General features: G+C 70.7%; 17 protein-coding genes and 1 pseudogene. 1 reads left to right on the top strand and 17 read right to left on the bottom strand.

Annotation, left to right across the window (positions count from 1 at the left end):
* Together ABZW03_RS23040 and glmS are read right to left on the bottom strand one after the other, a co-directional pair.
* Positions 1 to 1,112: NAD(P)H-hydrate epimerase (locus ABZW03_RS23040; protein WP_355261323.1), on the bottom strand; the 1,112-nt coding region annotated here is incomplete at its 3' end.
* 105 nt (positions 1,113 to 1,217) lie between these two features.
* On the bottom strand, positions 1,218 to 3,074 hold the full coding sequence (glmS, locus tag ABZW03_RS23045; RefSeq protein WP_355261326.1) for a glutamine--fructose-6-phosphate transaminase (isomerizing): 1,857 nt from the start codon (positions 3,072 to 3,074) through the stop codon (positions 1,218 to 1,220).
* Positions 3,075 to 3,173: 99 nt separating this feature from the next.
* Here glmS and coaA point away from each other — a divergent pair, with 99 nt between their 5' ends.
* A complete protein-coding gene (coaA, locus tag ABZW03_RS23050; RefSeq protein ID WP_355261329.1) occupies positions 3,174 to 4,169 on the top strand; it encodes a type I pantothenate kinase in 996 nt (331 codons plus the stop codon).
* 67 nt (positions 4,170 to 4,236) lie between these two features.
* On the opposite strand, the gene glmM is transcribed toward coaA, so the two are convergent.
* From glmM to ABZW03_RS23125, 15 genes and pseudogenes are all read right to left on the bottom strand, one after another.
* Positions 4,237 to 5,601 carry a phosphoglucosamine mutase gene (gene glmM / locus ABZW03_RS23055; protein WP_355261332.1) on the bottom strand — a complete coding sequence of 455 codons (1,365 nt, stop codon included), beginning with the start codon at positions 5,599 to 5,601 and terminating at the stop codon, positions 4,237 to 4,239.
* Between the two features lie 165 nt (positions 5,602 to 5,766).
* The gene (gene rpsI, locus ABZW03_RS23060; protein ID WP_350519922.1) at positions 5,767 to 6,270 is read right to left on the bottom strand and encodes a 30S ribosomal protein S9; all 504 of its coding nucleotides are present in this window, start codon (positions 6,268 to 6,270) and stop codon (positions 5,767 to 5,769) included.
* A 45-nt stretch (positions 6,271 to 6,315) separates the two neighbouring features.
* A complete protein-coding gene (gene rplM / locus ABZW03_RS23065; protein WP_030055846.1) occupies positions 6,316 to 6,759 on the bottom strand; it encodes a 50S ribosomal protein L13 in 444 nt (147 codons plus the stop codon).
* A gap of 232 nt (positions 6,760 to 6,991) precedes the next feature.
* Entirely contained in the window at positions 6,992 to 8,650 is a 1,659-nt protein-coding gene (locus ABZW03_RS23070) for an ATP-binding cassette domain-containing protein (RefSeq protein ID WP_355261335.1), read from the bottom strand.
* 41 nt (positions 8,651 to 8,691) lie between these two features.
* On the bottom strand, positions 8,692 to 9,606 hold the full coding sequence (truA, locus tag ABZW03_RS23075; RefSeq protein WP_355261338.1) for a tRNA pseudouridine(38-40) synthase TruA: 915 nt from the start codon (positions 9,604 to 9,606) through the stop codon (positions 8,692 to 8,694).
* A 77-nt stretch (positions 9,607 to 9,683) separates the two neighbouring features.
* Positions 9,684 to 10,163: a 50S ribosomal protein L17 gene (gene rplQ / locus ABZW03_RS23080; RefSeq protein ID WP_355261341.1), complete on the bottom strand. Its 480-nt coding sequence runs from the start codon at positions 10,161 to 10,163 to the stop codon at positions 9,684 to 9,686.
* A gap of 127 nt (positions 10,164 to 10,290) precedes the next feature.
* Positions 10,291 to 11,313 (bottom strand): DNA-directed RNA polymerase subunit alpha, encoded by a 1,023-nt coding sequence (locus ABZW03_RS23085; RefSeq protein ID WP_049649049.1) that lies wholly within the window; start codon positions 11,311 to 11,313, stop codon positions 10,291 to 10,293.
* 144 nt (positions 11,314 to 11,457) lie between these two features.
* On the bottom strand, positions 11,458 to 11,865 hold the full coding sequence (gene rpsK, locus ABZW03_RS23090; RefSeq protein WP_014136257.1) for a 30S ribosomal protein S11: 408 nt from the start codon (positions 11,863 to 11,865) through the stop codon (positions 11,458 to 11,460).
* Between the two features lie 72 nt (positions 11,866 to 11,937).
* The gene (gene rpsM / locus ABZW03_RS23095; RefSeq protein WP_355261344.1) at positions 11,938 to 12,318 is read right to left on the bottom strand and encodes a 30S ribosomal protein S13; all 381 of its coding nucleotides are present in this window, start codon (positions 12,316 to 12,318) and stop codon (positions 11,938 to 11,940) included.
* A gap of 176 nt (positions 12,319 to 12,494) precedes the next feature.
* Positions 12,495 to 12,608: a 50S ribosomal protein L36 gene (gene rpmJ / locus ABZW03_RS23100; protein ID WP_003956441.1), complete on the bottom strand. Its 114-nt coding sequence runs from the start codon at positions 12,606 to 12,608 to the stop codon at positions 12,495 to 12,497.
* A gap of 33 nt (positions 12,609 to 12,641) precedes the next feature.
* Positions 12,642 to 12,863 carry a translation initiation factor IF-1 gene (infA, locus tag ABZW03_RS23105; protein WP_003956442.1) on the bottom strand — a complete coding sequence of 74 codons (222 nt, stop codon included), beginning with the start codon at positions 12,861 to 12,863 and terminating at the stop codon, positions 12,642 to 12,644.
* Between the two features lie 194 nt (positions 12,864 to 13,057).
* Positions 13,058 to 13,483 carry a large conductance mechanosensitive channel protein MscL gene (gene mscL, locus ABZW03_RS23110; protein WP_355261347.1) on the bottom strand — a complete coding sequence of 142 codons (426 nt, stop codon included), beginning with the start codon at positions 13,481 to 13,483 and terminating at the stop codon, positions 13,058 to 13,060.
* A 132-nt stretch (positions 13,484 to 13,615) separates the two neighbouring features.
* Positions 13,616 to 14,455, bottom strand: coding sequence for a type I methionyl aminopeptidase (map, locus tag ABZW03_RS23115; protein WP_355261350.1), 840 nt, complete (start codon positions 14,453 to 14,455; stop codon positions 13,616 to 13,618).
* Positions 14,456 to 14,572: 117 nt separating this feature from the next.
* Entirely contained in the window at positions 14,573 to 15,226 is a 654-nt protein-coding gene (locus ABZW03_RS23120; RefSeq protein WP_355261353.1) for an adenylate kinase, read from the bottom strand.
* A pseudogene (locus tag ABZW03_RS23125) lies at positions 15,226 to 15,518 on the bottom strand (preprotein translocase subunit SecY); the annotation flags it as partial. The pseudogene ABZW03_RS23125 and the gene ABZW03_RS23120, both read right to left, overlap by 1 nt.

Genomic DNA, 15,518 nt, shown 5'->3' on the forward strand with positions numbered 1-15,518 from the left:
GTTCCGCCCCCGGCGCCCGCGAGCAGCCGGGCGGCCTCGCCGGTGTGCGGGGTGAGCAGGGTGGGCGCGGTGCGGCCGGCCAGCGCGTCCGGGCCGAGCCGGCCCAGCTCGGTCAGCCCGTCCGCGTCCACCAGCACCGGGACGTCGCTCGCCAGCGCCTCGGTCAGCGCCTGCCGCGCCCCCTCGCCGCCGCCCGGCCCGACCACCCAGGCCTGCACCCGCCCGGCCCCGGCCGGCCCGCCCTCGGTGACCAGCGTCTCCGGGAAGCGCCGCACCACCTCCTCGGCGGCGGCGCCCACGTACCGGACGGCGCCCGCGCCGCCGTGCAGCGCCCCGGCCACCGCCAGCAGCGCCGCCCCGGGGTAGGTCGCCGACCCGGCCGCCACCCCGACCACGCCGCGCCGGTACTTGTCGCTCTCCGTGCCCGGCACCGGCAGCAGCGCCGCCACGTCCGCGTGCTGGAGCGCCGTCACCCCGGCCTCCGGCAGCTCCAGCCCGATCCCGACCAGCTGCACCACCCCCGCGTACGAGGCCCCCGGGTCGACCAGCAGCCCGGGCTTGTACGTGCCGAAGCAGACCGTGACGTCCGCGCGCAGCGCCGCGCCCGGCACCTCGCCGGTGTCGGCGTCCACGCCGCTCGGCAGGTCCACCGCGACCACGATCCCGGGCCGCTCGGCCCGCGCGTACGGCACCGCCCCGGGGCGCAGCCCGCCCCGGCCGCCGATGCCGACGATGCCGTCCAGCACCAGGTCCGCGCGCGAGAAGTCGGCCAGGCCGACGTCCTGCTCCGCCGTCACCCGGCCGCGGGCGGCCCGCAGCGCGGCCAGCCCGCCCAGGTGCGCCTTCTCGGCCGCCAGCAGCACCGCCGTCACCCGCGCCCCGCGCCGGGCCAGCGCGGCCCCGGCGTACAGCGCGTCACCCCCGTTGTCCCCGCTGCCCGCCAGCACCACCACCCGGCTGCCGTACACCCTGCCCCGACGCCGGGTCAGCAGCCGCGCGCACGTCGCCGCCAGCCCCGCGGCCGCCCGCTGCATCAGCGTCCCCTCCGGCAGCCGCGCCATCAGCGCGGCCTCCGCGGCCCGGACGGTTTCCACAGGGTGTGCATGACGCATGCGGGAACTCCTTCAGCGGTCGGCTACCGCCGACGCTATCCCGCGGGAAGCACGACGGCGCCCCTGCGGTAGGACGCAGCCACCGCAGGGACGCCGTAGGAGTCACTACTCGACGGTGACCGACTTCGCCAGGTTGCGCGGCTGGTCGACCTCGTGGCCCTTGGCCGTGGCCAGCTCGCAGGCGAAGACCTGCAGCGGGACGGTGGAGACCAGCGGCTGGAGCAGGGTCGGCGTGACCGGGATGCGGATCAGGTGGTCCGCGTACGGGACGACCGCCTCGTCGCCCTCCTCCGCGATCACGATCGTGCGGGCGCCGCGGGCCCGGATCTCCTGGATGTTGGAGACGATCTTGTCGTGCAGGATCGACCGGCCGCGCGGCGAGGGCACGACCACCACGACCGGCAGCCCCTCCTCGATCAGCGCGATCGGGCCGTGCTTGAGCTCGCCCGCCGCGAAGCCCTCGGCGTGCATGTACGCCAGCTCCTTGAGCTTGAGCGCGCCCTCCAGGGCCACCGGGAAGCCGACGTGGCGGCCGAGGAACAGCACCGAGCGGGCGTCGGCCAGCGAGCGGGCCAGCTCGCGCACCGGCTCCATGGTCTCCAGGACCTGCTCGACCTGCTTCGGCGCGTCGCCGAGCTCCTTGATGACGGCGAAGATCTCGTCGCCCCACTTGGTGCCGCGCACCTGGCCCAGGTACAGGGCGACCAGGTAGCAGGCGACCAGCTGGGTCAGGAACGCCTTGGTGGAGGCGACCGCGACCTCCGGGCCGGCGTGGGTGTACAGCACCGCGTCCGACTCGCGCGGGATGGTGGATCCGTTGGTGTTGCAGATCGCCAGCACCTTGGCGCCCTGCTCGCGGGCGTGCCGCAGGGCCATCAGGGTGTCCATGGTCTCGCCGGACTGCGAGATGGCGATGACCAGCGTGCCCGGGCCCATGATCGGGTCGCGGTAGCGGAACTCGGAGGCGACCTCGACCTCGCAGGGGATGCGGGTCCAGTGCTCGATCGCGTACTTGGCGATCATGCCGGCGTGGAACGCGGTGCCGCAGGCCACGATGACGACCTTGTCGACGGAGCGCAGGTCGGCGTCGGAGATCCGCAGCTCGTCCAGGGTCAGCCGGCCGTCGGTGCCGATCCGGCCGAGCAGGGTGTCGGCGACCGCCTTCGGCTGCTCGGCGATCTCCTTGAGCATGAAGTAGTCGTAGCCGCCCTTCTCGGCGGCGGAGGCGTCCCAGTCGACGTGGTACTCGCGCACGTCGGCGGGGGTGCCGTCGAAGTTGGTGACGGTCACGCCCTCGCGGCGCAGCTCGACCACCTGGTCCTGGCCCAGCTCGATCGCCTCACGGGTGTGGGCGATGAACGCGGCGACGTCCGAGGCGAGGAAGTTCTCGCCCTCGCCGCGGCCGACCACCAGCGGCGAGTTGCGGCGGGCACCGACGACCACGTCCGGGGCGTCCGCGTGCACGGCGACCAGGGTGAAGGCGCCCTCCAGCTGACGGCAGACCACCCGCATGGCCTCGGCGAGGTCGCCCGCGTAGGCCTCGCCCAGCAGGTGGGCGACGACCTCGGTGTCGGTCTCCGACCGGAGGGTGTGGCCGCGCTCGGCGATCTCGGCGCGCAGCTGGGCGAAGTTCTCGATGATGCCGTTGTGCACCACGGCCACCCGCTGCCGGTCGTCCAGGTGGGGGTGGGCGTTGGCGTCCGTCGGGCCGCCGTGGGTGGCCCAGCGGGTGTGCCCGATGCCGGTGGTGCCGCCGGGCAGAGGGGTCTCGGCGAGCGACTTCTCCAGGTTGGCGAGCTTGCCCGCCCGCTTGTCGGTGGCCAGGCTCCACCGGCCCTCGGAGTCCTGGACCTGCACCGCGACACCGGCCGAGTCGTAGCCCCGGTACTCCAGTCGCTGCAGGCCTGCGATTACTACGTCGAGGGCGGCCTGAGCGCCCACGTATCCAACAATTCCGCACATGCGTGCCAGCATAAGGGCGGTTCTGTGGCCGTTTTCCCGCCGCGCGGGAACGCTGCGTGACCGACACCACAGCCACCGTGAACGTCGCGACGGCTCACAATGGAGCATGTGCTGACCGAACTCTGTACGCGGGGCGCCGCCACGCCCGGCCCGTCACCGTCCCCCTACGTGGACCTCAGCCGGGCCGAGTGGAGCGCGCTGCGCGAGCGTACGCCGCTGCCGCTGACCGCCGAGGAGGTGGAGCGGCTGCGCGGCCTCGGTACCGCCCTCGACCTGGACGAGGTCCGCGACGTCTACCTGCCGCTGTCGCGCCTGCTGAACCTGTACATCCACGCCACGCACGAACTGCGCGGCACGCTGGGCACGTTCCTGGACACCCCCGACACCGAGCGCACCCGCACCCCGTTCATCATCGGCGTGGCCGGCTCCGTCGCGGTCGGCAAGTCCACCACCGCCCGCCTGCTCCAGGCGCTGCTCGCCCGCTGGCCCGAGCACCCCCGGGTCGAACTGGTCACCACCGACGGCTTCCTGCTCCCCAACGCCGAGCTGCGCCGGCGCGGCCTGATGGCCCGCAAGGGCTTCCCGGAGTCGTACGACCGCCGGGCGCTGATGCGCTTCGTCGCGGACGTGAAGGCGGGCAAGGAGCGGGTCAGCGCACCGGTCTACTCGCACCTGGTGTACGACATCGTGCAGGGCGAGCGGCTCACCGTGGAGCGCCCGGACATCCTGATCGTCGAGGGCCTGAACGTGCTCCAGCCGGCCCTGCCCGGCACCGACGGCCGCACCCGCCTCGCGGTGGCCGACTACTTCGACTTCTCGATCTACGTCGACGCCCGGACCGACGACATCGAGCACTGGTACCTGGACCGCTTCCGCAAGCTGCGGCAGACCGCCTTCCAGGACCCGAACTCCTACTTCCGCCGCTTCACCGAGGTGCCGGAGGAGGAGGCGATGGAGTACGGCCGGCAGGTCTGGCGCACCATCAACAAGCCCAACCTGCTGGAGAACGTGCTGCCGACCCGCGGCCGGGCCACCCTGATCCTCCAGAAGGGCGCGGACCACAAGGTCCGCCGGGCGCTGCTGCGCAAGCTCTGACCGCCCGTCGGAGCACGACGCGAAGGGCCCCCGCGAGCGCGCGGGGGCCCTTCGCCGTGTCCGGGGCTCAGCCCAGGTGGGTGCGCACCGCCTCGGCCAGCCGCTGCGCGACCGTCTCGGCCTGCGCCGGGTCGGCGGCCTCGACCATCACCCGGACCAGCGGCTCGGTGCCCGACGGGCGCAGCAGCACCCGGCCGGTGGAGCCCAGCTCGGCCTCGGCGCCGGCGACCGCGGCGGCCAGCTCGGTGCAGGTCTTCACCCGGGACTTGTCGACGCCCTTGACGTTGACCAGCACCTGCGGCAGCCGGGTCATCACGGCCGCCAGGTCGGCCAGCGGCTGCTTGGTGGCGGCCAGCCGGGCGCCCAGCATCAGGCCGGTCAGGGTGCCGTCACCGGTGGTGGCGTGGTCCAGCAGGATCACGTGGCCGGACTGCTCGCCGCCCAGCGCGAAGCCGTGCTCCTTCATCGCCTCCAGCACGTAGCGGTCGCCGACGGCGGTCTCCACCAGCTCGACGCCCTCGCGCTCCATCGCCAGCTTGAAGCCGAGGTTGGACATCACGGTGGCCACCGCGGTGTTGCCGCGCAGGGTGCCGGCCTCCTTCATGGCGACCGCGAGGATGGCGATGATCTGGTCGCCGTCCACCTCGTTGCCCTCGGCGTCGGCGGCCAGGCAGCGGTCGGCGTCGCCGTCCAGGGCGATGCCCAGGTCGGCCCGGTGCTCCTTCATCGCGGCCCGCAGCCGGTCCAGGTGGGTGGAGCCGACGCCGTCGTTGATGTTGAGGCCGGTGGGCTCGGCCCCCAGGGTGTGGACGACCTCGGCGCCGGCCCGGGCGAAGGCCTCGGGGGCGACGTAGGCGGCCGCGCCGTGGGCGCCGTCGATGACGACCTTGACGCCGTCCAGGCGGTTGGGCAGCACGCCGATCAGGTGGGCGACGTACTTGTCGAAGCCCTCGGTGTACTCGCGCACCCGGCCGACGGCCGCGCCGGTCGGACGCTTCCAGTCCTCGTCGCCCAGCGTGTGCTTGCGGTAGTGGGCCTCGATCGCGTCCTCGATCCGGTCGTCCAGCTTGTGGCCGCCGCGGGCGAGGAACTTGATGCCGTTGTCCGGCATGGCGTTGTGGCTGGCGGACAGCATCACGCCGAAGTCGGCGCCGAGCGCGCCGGTGAGGTACGCCACGGCCGGGGTGGGCAGGACGCCGACCCGCAGGACGTCGACTCCGGCGCTCGCCAGACCGGCGATGACGGCCGCCTCGAGGAACTCGCCCGAGGCGCGCGGGTCACGGCCGACCACCGCGACCGGCCGGTGGCCGTCGAAGGCGCCGGCCTCGCCGAGCACATGGGCCGCCGCGACCGACAGGCCGAGCGCCAGCTCCGCCGTCAGGCCCTCGTTGGCCACCCCGCGCACGCCGTCCGTACCGAAGAGTCGTCCCACTGTCCCGTCCTCCATCACCACTGCTCGGAACCCAACCGATGATCCCGGCCGCCGCACAGTAGCCGGGGAACACGTCGCCCCGGAGTACACGGGGTACTCCGGGGCGACGGTTTCGCGCAACCCGGGGGTGCGCCGCCAGGGCGGACCGCACCCCCGGGGAGGCGATTAGCGCTTGCTGTACTGCGGCGCCTTGCGGGCCTTCTTCAGACCGGCCTTCTTGCGCTCGACGGCGCGGGCGTCACGGGTCAGGAAGCCGGCCTTCTTGAGGGCGCCGCGGTTGTTGTCCACGTCGGCCTCGTTCAGGGCACGGGCCACGCCGAGGCGCAGCGCGTAGGCCTGGCCGGAGACGCCGCCACCGCTGATGCGGGCGACGACGTCGTAACGGCCGTCCAGCTCCAGGAGCTTGAAGGGCTCGTTCACGGTCTGCTGGTGCACCTTGTTGGGGAAGTAGTCCTCAAGGGTGCGACCGTTGATCTTCCACTGGCCGGTGCCGGGGACGATGCGCACGCGGGCGATCGCCTCCTTGCGACGACCCAGGCCGGCGCCGGGGACGGCCTCGCCGAAGCGGCCGGCCAGCGACTCGGAGGTGTAGCTCTCCTCGGAGGTGTACTCGCCCTCGACGACGGTCTCGTCGAAGTCGACCTCAAGGGTTTCAGTGGTCTCGGCCACGGTGTTCCTCAGCTCTTTTCAGTGTTGGGGGGCTTGGTGGCCGAATTACTGCGCGACCTGGGTGATCTCGAACGGCACCGGCTGCTGGGCAGCGTGCGGGTGCTGGTCGCCCGAGTAGACCTTCAGCTTCGAGAGCATCTGACGGCCCAGGCTGTTCTTGGGGATCATGCCCTTGATGGCCTTCTCGACGGCCTTCTCCGGGTTGTTCGCCAGCAGGTCGTCGTAGCGCACCGAGCGCAGACCGCCCGGGAAGCCCGAGTGGCGGTAGGCCAGCTTCTGGGTCTTCTTGTTACCGGACAGGTGCACCTTGTCGGCGTTGATGATGATGACGAAGTCACCAGTGTCAACGTGCGGCGCGTAGATCGCCTTGTGCTTGCCCCGGAGGAGGTTGGCGGCCTGGGAAGCCAGGCGGCCGAGCACGACGTCGGTCGCGTCGATGACGTGCCACTGACGCTGGACGTCGCCGGGCTTGGGGCTGTACGTACGCACGGTCGTAGCCTTCGCTTTTCAGTGAGTGAGTCCTGACAGGAGCACCCGGACGGAAGAGCAGCCTGGCCATCCTTGGACGCAATTCAAGGGGGACCGCTGGTCGACGACCTGATGTCTCCGGCGTACCGACCTCTCACGTGAGATAGAGCGAGCCAATACGCACATCAAGCGTCCAGGTTACCGGCAGGGCCGGAGCGGGTCAAAAATGCCCGGGACCGGCCCCCGCCGTCACTCAGCGTTCGCGCTCCACCCGGGTCACGTCCCAGACCGGCTCCGGCGACTCGTACACCCGGCCGTCCGCCCCGAACACCAGGAAGCGGTCGAAGGTCCTGGCGAACCAGCGGTCGTGGGTGACGCACAGCACGGTGCCGTCGAACGCCTCCAGGCCGGCCTGCAGGGCCTCGGCGCTCTCCAGGTCCAGGTTGTCGGTCGGCTCGTCGAGCAACAGAGCCGTCACCCCGGAGAGTTCGAGCTTGAGGATCATCAGCCGGGCCTGCTGCCCGCCGGACAGCGACTCGAACTTCTGCTCCTCCTGGCGGTCCAGCTCGTACCGGCGCAGCGCCCCCATCGCGGCGCCGCGGCTGAGCGCGTGCTCCTCCTCGACGATCGACCGCACGGTGCGGCCGAACAGCTCCGGGTGGGCGTGGGTCTGCCGGAAGTGGCCGGGGACGACCCGGGCGCCGAGCTTCCAGTCGCCGGTGTGCGCGACCGTCGTGTCCCCGGCCAGCAGCCGCAGCAGGTGCGACTTGCCGGCGCCGTTGGCGCCCAGCACCGCGACCCGCTCGCCGTAGAAGACCTCCAGGTCGAAGGGCTGCATCAGGCCGGTGAGCTCCAGCCGCTCCATGGTGAAGGCGCGCACGCCGGTGCGCCCGCCCTTGAGCCGCATGGTGATGCTCTGCTCGCGCGGCGGCGCCTCCGGCGGGCCGGCCTCCTCGAACTTCTTCAGCCGGGTCTGGGCGGCGGCGTAGCGGGAGGCCATGTCGTGGCTGACGGAGGCGGCCTGGCGCAGGGTGACGACCAGCTTCTTGAGCTTGGCGTGCTCCTCGTCCCAGCGGCGGCGCAGCTCCTCGAAGCGCTCGAACCGGGCCTTGCGGGCCTCGTGGAAGGTGTCGAAGCCGCCGCCGTGCACCCAGACGCTGCTGCCGGCCGCGCCGGACTCGACGCTGATGATCTTGTCGGCGGTCCTGGAGAGCAGCTCGCGGTCGTGCGAGATGAACAGGACGGTCTTCGGGGTGGCCTTGATGGCCTCCTCCAGCCAGCGCTTGGCCGGGACGTCCAGGTAGTTGTCGGGCTCGTCGAGCAGGAGCACCTCCTCCGGGCCGCGCAGCAGCGCCTCCAGCACCAGCCGCTTCTGCTCGCCGCCGGAGAGGGTGTTCAGGCCGCGCCACTGGGCCTTGTCGAAGGGCATCCCGAGGGCCGCCATGGTGCAGACGTCCCAGTCGGTCTCGTAGTCGTAGCCGCCGACGTCGGCCCAGTCGGAGAGCGACTGGGCGTAGGCCATCTGCGTCTTCTCGTCGTCCTGGGCGATCATCGCCAGCTCGGCGGCGTCCACCGCGCGGGCCGCCTTGGCGATCCGCTCCGGCGCCACCGACACCAGCAGGTCGCGCACCGAGGCGTCGGCCGGCAGCGCGCCCGGGGAGGACTGCTGGTCCTCGCGGCCGGTGGTGCCGACGAACTGGCGCATCACGCCGAGCCCGCCGCTGACCGTCACCGAGCCGCCGTGCGGCTGGACGTCCCCCGCGATCATCCTCAGCAGGGTGGTCTTGCCGGCCCCGTTGGCGCCGACCAGGGCGACCGCGGACCCCTCGCCGACCCGGAAGGACGCGTCGTCGAACAACACGCGCCCGTCCGGCAGGTAGTACTCCAGGTGCGAAATCTCGACGTGTCCCATGGAGGCGATTCTCCCAAGCGGACGCGCCGGGCCAAAACGGATTACCGCACGGGCTCGCTCTGCCCGGGCAGCGTGCGCATCCGCCGGGCCGCGCGGTTGCGCTCGGCCAGCTGGTCGTCCGGCGGGTAGCCGACCTCCTCCAGCGTCAGCCCGTACGGCCGGATCACGTTGACGGCGGAGTTGCGCACCCCGCCGGCCAGCACCTCGCCGGGGAACTCCACCGGCCGGTGCCCGTCGCCGACCAGCAGCATCGCGCCGACCAGCGCCCGGACCATGTTGTGGCAGAAGGCGTCGGCCCGGACGGTGGCGACCGCCAGCGAGCCCTCCTGGGCGGCGTAGGCGTCCACCGGGACGCGGTCCCAGCGCAGCTCCAGCAGGGTGCGGATGGTGGTGGCGCCCTCGCGCTTCTTGCAGTACGCGGCGAAGTCGTGCTCGCCGAGCAGCAGCTCCGCGGCCGCGTTCATCCGGTCCAGGTCCAGCGGGCGGTCGTGCCAGAGCACGTGGCCGCGCAGCAGCGGGTCCACCCCGCCCGGGTGGTCGGCGACCCGGTACGCGTACCGGCGCCAGATCGCCGAGAAGCGGGCGTCGAACCCGGCCGGCGCCTCGCCGACCCGGTAGATCCGGACGTCCCCGGGCAGCCGGCCGGCCAGCCGGCGCAGCAGCTTCTCCCGGTGCGCCTCCCACAGATCGGCCGGCAGGTCGACGTGGGCGACCTGGCCGCGGGCGTGCACCCCGGCGTCGGTGCGGCCGGCCACGGTCAGCGGGAAGAGCTCGGAGCTGCGGGTGACGACCTGGAGCGCGGTCTCGATCTCCTCCTGGACCGTCCGGCGGCCGCCCTTCTGGCGGGCCCAGCCGGAGAACTCGGCGCCCTGGTAGGCGAGGTCCAGCCGGACCCGGACGTACCCGTCGGCCGGGCCGTCCTTCACCGGCGGCCGCTCGGCGCAATCGTTGACCACGTGCTCATACTCCCGGGGATAAGGAACGGGCCCGCTCCCCCACGAATGGGAGAACGGGCCCACCACACCTAGCGGTGTCAGGCCTGCTCGGCGGCCTCGGCGGCGTCGTCGGCCTTGGTCTCCTCGACCTTGGCGTCGGCCTCCTTGACGGCACGCTTGGTGGCGGCCTCGGCCTCGCCGACGGCGGTCTGCGCGACGGTCAGCGCCTCGACCAGCTCGATCACGGCCATCGGGGCGTTGTCGCCACGACGGGGACCGACCTTGGTGATGCGGGTGTAGCCACCCGGGCGGTTCTCGTAGCGCGGCGCGATCTCGGTGAAGAGGGTGTGCAGCACGGCGACGTCGGTGATCGTCTTGCGCACCAGGCGACGGTTGTGGATGTCGCCCTTCTTCGCCTTGGTGATCAGCTTCTCCGCCAGCGGGCGCAGGCGGCGGGCCTTGGCCTCGGTGGTGGTGATGCGGCCGTACTGGAACAGCTCACGGGCCAGACCGGCGAGCAGCAGCGGCTCGTGGTGCGGGCCACCGCCCAGGCGGGCACCCTTGGTGGGACGCGGCATGGAATTACTCCTCGAATCTCCGACTGCGGCCGTACCAGGTACCGCAGCGGGCGTACGGGCACTGTGCCCGTACGACTTTCACGACGACGGGGGCGGCTCCGTGGAACCGCCCCCGCGGCCAATTCTCTTAGTACTGCTCGGTCTCGGCGAAGTGCGAGTCGTCGAGGTCGTCGGCGCCGAAGGCGTCGGCGGCAGCGGTCGGGTCGAACCCGGGCGGGCTGTCCTTGAGGGCCAGGCCCATGCCGGCCAGCTTCGCCTTGACCTCGTCGATCGACTTCGCACCGAAGTTGCGGATGTCGAGCAGGTCGGCCTCGGAGCGGGCGACGAGCTCACCCACGGTGTGGATGCCCTCGCGCTTGAGGCAGTTGTAGGAGCGGACCGTGAGCTCCAGCTCCTCGATCGGCAGCGCCAGGTCGGCGGCCAGGGCGGCGTCCGTCGGGGACGGGCCCATGTCGATGCCCTCGGCGTCGATGTTCAGCTCGCGGGCGAGGCCGAACAGCTCCACCAGGGTCTTGCCGGCCGAGGCCATGGCGTCGCGCGGACGCATGGCGGGCTTGGTCTCGACGTCGACGATCAGCTTGTCGAAGTCGGTCCGCTGCTCGACACGGGTGGCCTCGACCTTGTAGGTGACCTTCAGCACGGGGCTGTAGATCGAGTCGACCGGGATGCGGCCGATCTCCTGGCCGGAGGCCTTGTTCTGGACGGCGGAGACGTAGCCGCGACCGCGCTCGACGGTCAGCTCCATCTCCAGCTTGCCCTTGCCGTTCAGCGTGGCGAGGACCAGCTCGGGGTTGTGCACCTCGACACCCGCCGGCGGGGCGATGTCGGCGGCGGTGACGACACCCGGGCCCTGCTTGCGCAGGTACATCACGACCGGCTCGTCGTGCTCCGAGGAGACGACCAGCTGCTTGATGTTGAGGATGAGGTCGGTCACGTCCTCCTTGACGCCCGGCACGGTGGTGAACTCGTGCAGGACGCCGTCGATGCGGATGCTGGTGACAGCGGCACCCGGGATCGACGACAGGAGCGTGCGGCGCAGGGAGTTGCCGAGGGTGTAGCCGAAGCCCGGCTCCAGCGGCTCGATCACGAACCGCGAGCGGAACTCGTCGACGACCTCTTCGGTCAGCGAAGGACGCTGAGCGATAAGCATGGGGAGATTCCTCCAGTTGTCTTCGGCACCCACTATTTGATGCCGACAGGACCAAGCGTACGGGCTCCCGCGAGCAGCGACTAATCACTACGTGGGAGCCCGTACGAGGTTTAAAGCACTACCTACGTGCCCGAAGGCGCTGCGTCAGACGCGGCGGCGCTTCGGCGGACGGCAGCCGTTGTGCGGGGTGGGGGTGACGTCCTGGATCGAGCCGACCTCCAGGCCGGTGGCCTGGAGCGAACGGATCGCGGTCTCGCGGCCGGAGCCCGGACCCTTCACGAAGACGTCGACCTTGCGCATGCCGTGCTCCTGCGCGCGACGGGCAGCGGCCTCGGCGGCCATCTGCGCGGCGAACGGGGTGGACTTGCGCGAGCCCTTGAAGCCGACGTGGCCGGCGGAGGCCCAGGAGATCACGTTGCCCGAGGGGTCGGTGATCGAAACGATGGTGTTGTTGAACGTGCTCTTGATGTGCGCGTGGCCGTGAGCGACGTTCTTCTTTTCCTTGCGGCGGATCTTCTTCGCGCCGGCAGCCTGACGACCCTTGGGGGGCATAAGTCTGTTCTCCTACTGAGGTGGTCGGTCCGCTGACCCGCGGGCCGGAGGGATGTCCGGTTACGGGACGGACTACTTCTTGCCCGGCTTCTTCTTACCGGCGATCGCGCGACGCGGGCCCTTGCGGGTACGCGCGTTGGTGTGGGTGCGCTGGCCGCGGACCGGCAGGCCGCGGCGGTGACGCAGACCCTCGTAGCAGCCGATCTCGACCTTGCGGCGGATGTCGGCGGCCACCTCACGGCGGAGGTCACCCTCGACCGTGTAGTTGGCGTCGATGTACTGGCTCAGCTTGACGAGGTCGTCCTCGGAGATGTCGCGGACGCGGACATCCGGGCTGACACCGGTCTCGGCCAGGGTCTGCTGGGCGCGGGTACGGCCGATGCCGTACACGTAGGTGAGGGCGATCTCGATCCGCTTCTCACGGGGGAGATCAACGCCGGCGAGGCGTGCCATTCAAGGCTCCTGTGGTTCTTCAGAGGTCTTGCGTGCTACCTACTCCTTCGCCTCTCGACGATGGAGCCCCGGCCTCTGACCGGGGGCGGCAGTCCGCCCGCGAACGGACGGATCGGGTAACCCGCTTATGACGTTTTCGCGTCGCGCGAAGTACTACGAGAAATGCGGGAGAGCGATCAGCCCTGGCGCTGCTTGTGGCGCAGGTTGTCGCAGATCACCATGACCCGGCCGTGGCGGCGGATCACCTTGCACTTGTCGCAGATCTTCTTGACGCTCGGCTTGACCTTCATGTTTCAGGTTCTCCGGGTCTAGATCTGACGTTCTTACTTGTAGCGGTAGACGATCCGCCCGCGCGTGAGGTCGTAGGGGCTGAGCTCCACGACGACCCGGTCGTCCGGCAGGATGCGGATGTAGTGCATGCGCATCTTGCCACTGATGTGCGCGAGGACCTTGTGACCGTTCTGCAGCTCGACCTTGAACATCGCGTTCGGAAGAGACTCGATCACGGTGCCCTCGATCTCAATGGCGCCTTGCTTCTTAGCCATGAACTGCGAGATCCACCTTCCGGGACCGGCTACCGTATGCGGAACGCTCGTGCGAACCTGGGTTCACCCCGCCCCCGAGGGGAAGAGGGCGTGCTGAAGCACGCTACGAGTGAGCCGACGGTCCATCCTACGCCAGCGCGTCCGGTGGACCAAAACGGGGGCCCCGGAAAGCGGTCGCCGTCACACCCGTGGCGTCAGGCCTTGGTGGTGACCGTCAGCGGCTCGACGTGGGCGGTGCAGGCCGAGCAGCGGCGGGCGGCCTCGGGGATGTCGGTCAGGCACTCCGGGCAGGGGCGCTTCGGGGCCTTCGGCTTCTTCGGCATGTAGCGCGCGGTCGCCTTGGTGATCGGCAGCACCACGCAGAAGTACAGCACCGCGGCGGTCATGAAGAACGCGATCAGCACGTTGAGGAACTGCCCGTACGGGAAGGTCACCCCGGCGATGTGCGCCTTGTACGAGCTGAAGTCGCCGGCCGCCCCGACCACCACGCCCACCAGCGGGGTGAGGAAGGCGGACACGAAGCCGGTCACCACCGCGGTGAACGCGGCACCGATGACCACACCGACCGCCATGTCGACGACGTTGCCGCGCATCATGAAGTCGCGGAATCCCTTGAGCACGTGCTGTCTCCTGCTCGCTCGTAAGCCACTGCGGACCACTACCAGCGCATAAAAATAGGACAAAAGCCCTGGAGGTCCAAACCTCCAGGGCTCTGATCCCTTGTCAGCGGCGGCAGTCGGGTGCCGCCCGGACTACGCGAGCGGGTCCGGAGCTGCGGTGATGCCCAGCTTGGCCAGCTCGGCCTTGCCGCCGTCGAAGGCGGTCAGCACCAGCGGGCCCTGCTCGGTGACGGCCACCGAGTGCTCCCAGTGCGAGGCCCAGGTGCCGTCGTTGGTGACGACCGTCCAGTCGTCCTCCAGCACGGTGGTGTGCGGGGTGCCGAGCGAGACCATCGGCTCGATCGCCAGCACGGTGCCGGGGACCAGCTTCGGGCCCTTGCCGCGGCCGCGCTCGACGTAGTTCAGCACGTGCGGCTCCATGTGCATCGCGGTGCCGATGCCGTGGCCGCCGTAGCCCTCGGTGATGCCCCACTTGCCCTTGGGCGGCAGCGGCTGGCGGCGGATGTAGCCCTCGATCGCCTTCGAGACGTCCACCAGGCGGTTGTTCTTCTTCATCTGGGCGATGCCGGCCCACATCGAGCCCTCGGTGACCCGGCTCAGCATCTCGACCTCCGGGCGGACCTCGCCGACCGCCACGGTGATGGCCGAGTCGCCGTGCCAGCCGTCCAGGATGGCGCCGCAGTCGATCGAGATGACGTCGCCCTCCTGGAGCACCCGCTCGCCGGGGATGCCGTGCACGACCTCGTTGTTCACCGAGGCGCAGATCACGCCCGGGAACCAGAGCCCGCCGTGGTGGGCGCGGAAGTTCGAGGTGGCGCCGTGGTCGGTGATGACCTTGTCCGCGATGTCGTTGAGCTCCTGGGTGGTCACCCCGGGGACGACCGCCTCGCGACAGGCCTTCAGGGCCTCGGCGACGACCAGCCCGGCCGCTCGCATCTTCGCGATCTGCTCGGGGGTCTTGATCTCCACCATCTGGTCACGCCTTCCAAGTCCGGATTACCACTGCTACCACCGTACGACGCCGAAACGGCCGGGCCACCCGCGAGGGGCGGGCGACCCGGCCGTACCGTCGTACGTTCGCCGAGAGTCTCAGCTGTTCTGCTTCAGCGCCTCGATCGCGCGGGCGGTGACCTCGTCCACCTTGCCGAGGGCCGGGATGGTCACCAGCAGGCCCTGCTCCTGGTAGTAGCCGATGATCGGCTCGGTCTTGGAGTGGTACTCCTCCAGGCGGACCCGCACGGCCTCCTCGGTGTCGTCCGAGCGCTGGTACAGCTCGCCGCCGCACTCGTCGCAGACGCCCTCGACCTTCGGCGGGTTGTAGGCGACGTGGAAGACGTGGCTGCCGTCCTTGCGGCACAGGCGACGGCCCGCGATCCGCTTGACGACCTCGTCCTCGGGGACCTCCAGGTCCAGCACGCCGTCCAGCTTGATGCCCTGCTCGGTGAGGAAGGCGTCCAGGGCCTCGGCCTGGCCGAGGTTGCGCGGGAAGCCGTCGAGCAGGAAACCGCCGGCGGCGTCCTCCTGGAGCATCCGGTCCTTGGCCATCCCGATGGTCACCTCGTCCGGGACCAGGCGACCGTTGTCGATGTACGACTTCGCCTCAAGCCCCAGCGGGGTGCCCTGGCTGATGTTCGCACGGAACAGGTCACCGGTGGAGATGTGGGGGATGGACAGGGTCTTGGCCAGGACGTGCGCCTGAGTACCCTTCCCGGCCCCGGGAGGACCAACGAGGACGATACGCATCAGCGGAGGAACCCTTCGTAATTGCGCTGCTGGAGCTGGCTCTCGATCTGCTTCACAGTTTCGAGTCCGACGCCGACGACGATGAGCACGCTGGTGCCGCCGAACGGGAAGTTGGTCTGCTGTCCGAAGGCGACCAGGGCGATCATCGGGATCAACGCGATCAGGCCCAGGTAGAGCGAACCCGGCCACGTGATTCGGGTCAGCACGTAGTTCAGGTACTCGGCCGTCGGCCGGCCGGCCCGGATGCCCGGGATGAACCCACCATACTTCTTCATGTTGTCGGCAACTTCTT

The sequence above is a fragment of the Kitasatospora sp. NPDC004799 genome, assembly GCF_040609095.1.
In the GTDB taxonomy this organism is placed as follows: domain Bacteria; phylum Actinomycetota; class Actinomycetes; order Streptomycetales; family Streptomycetaceae; genus Kitasatospora.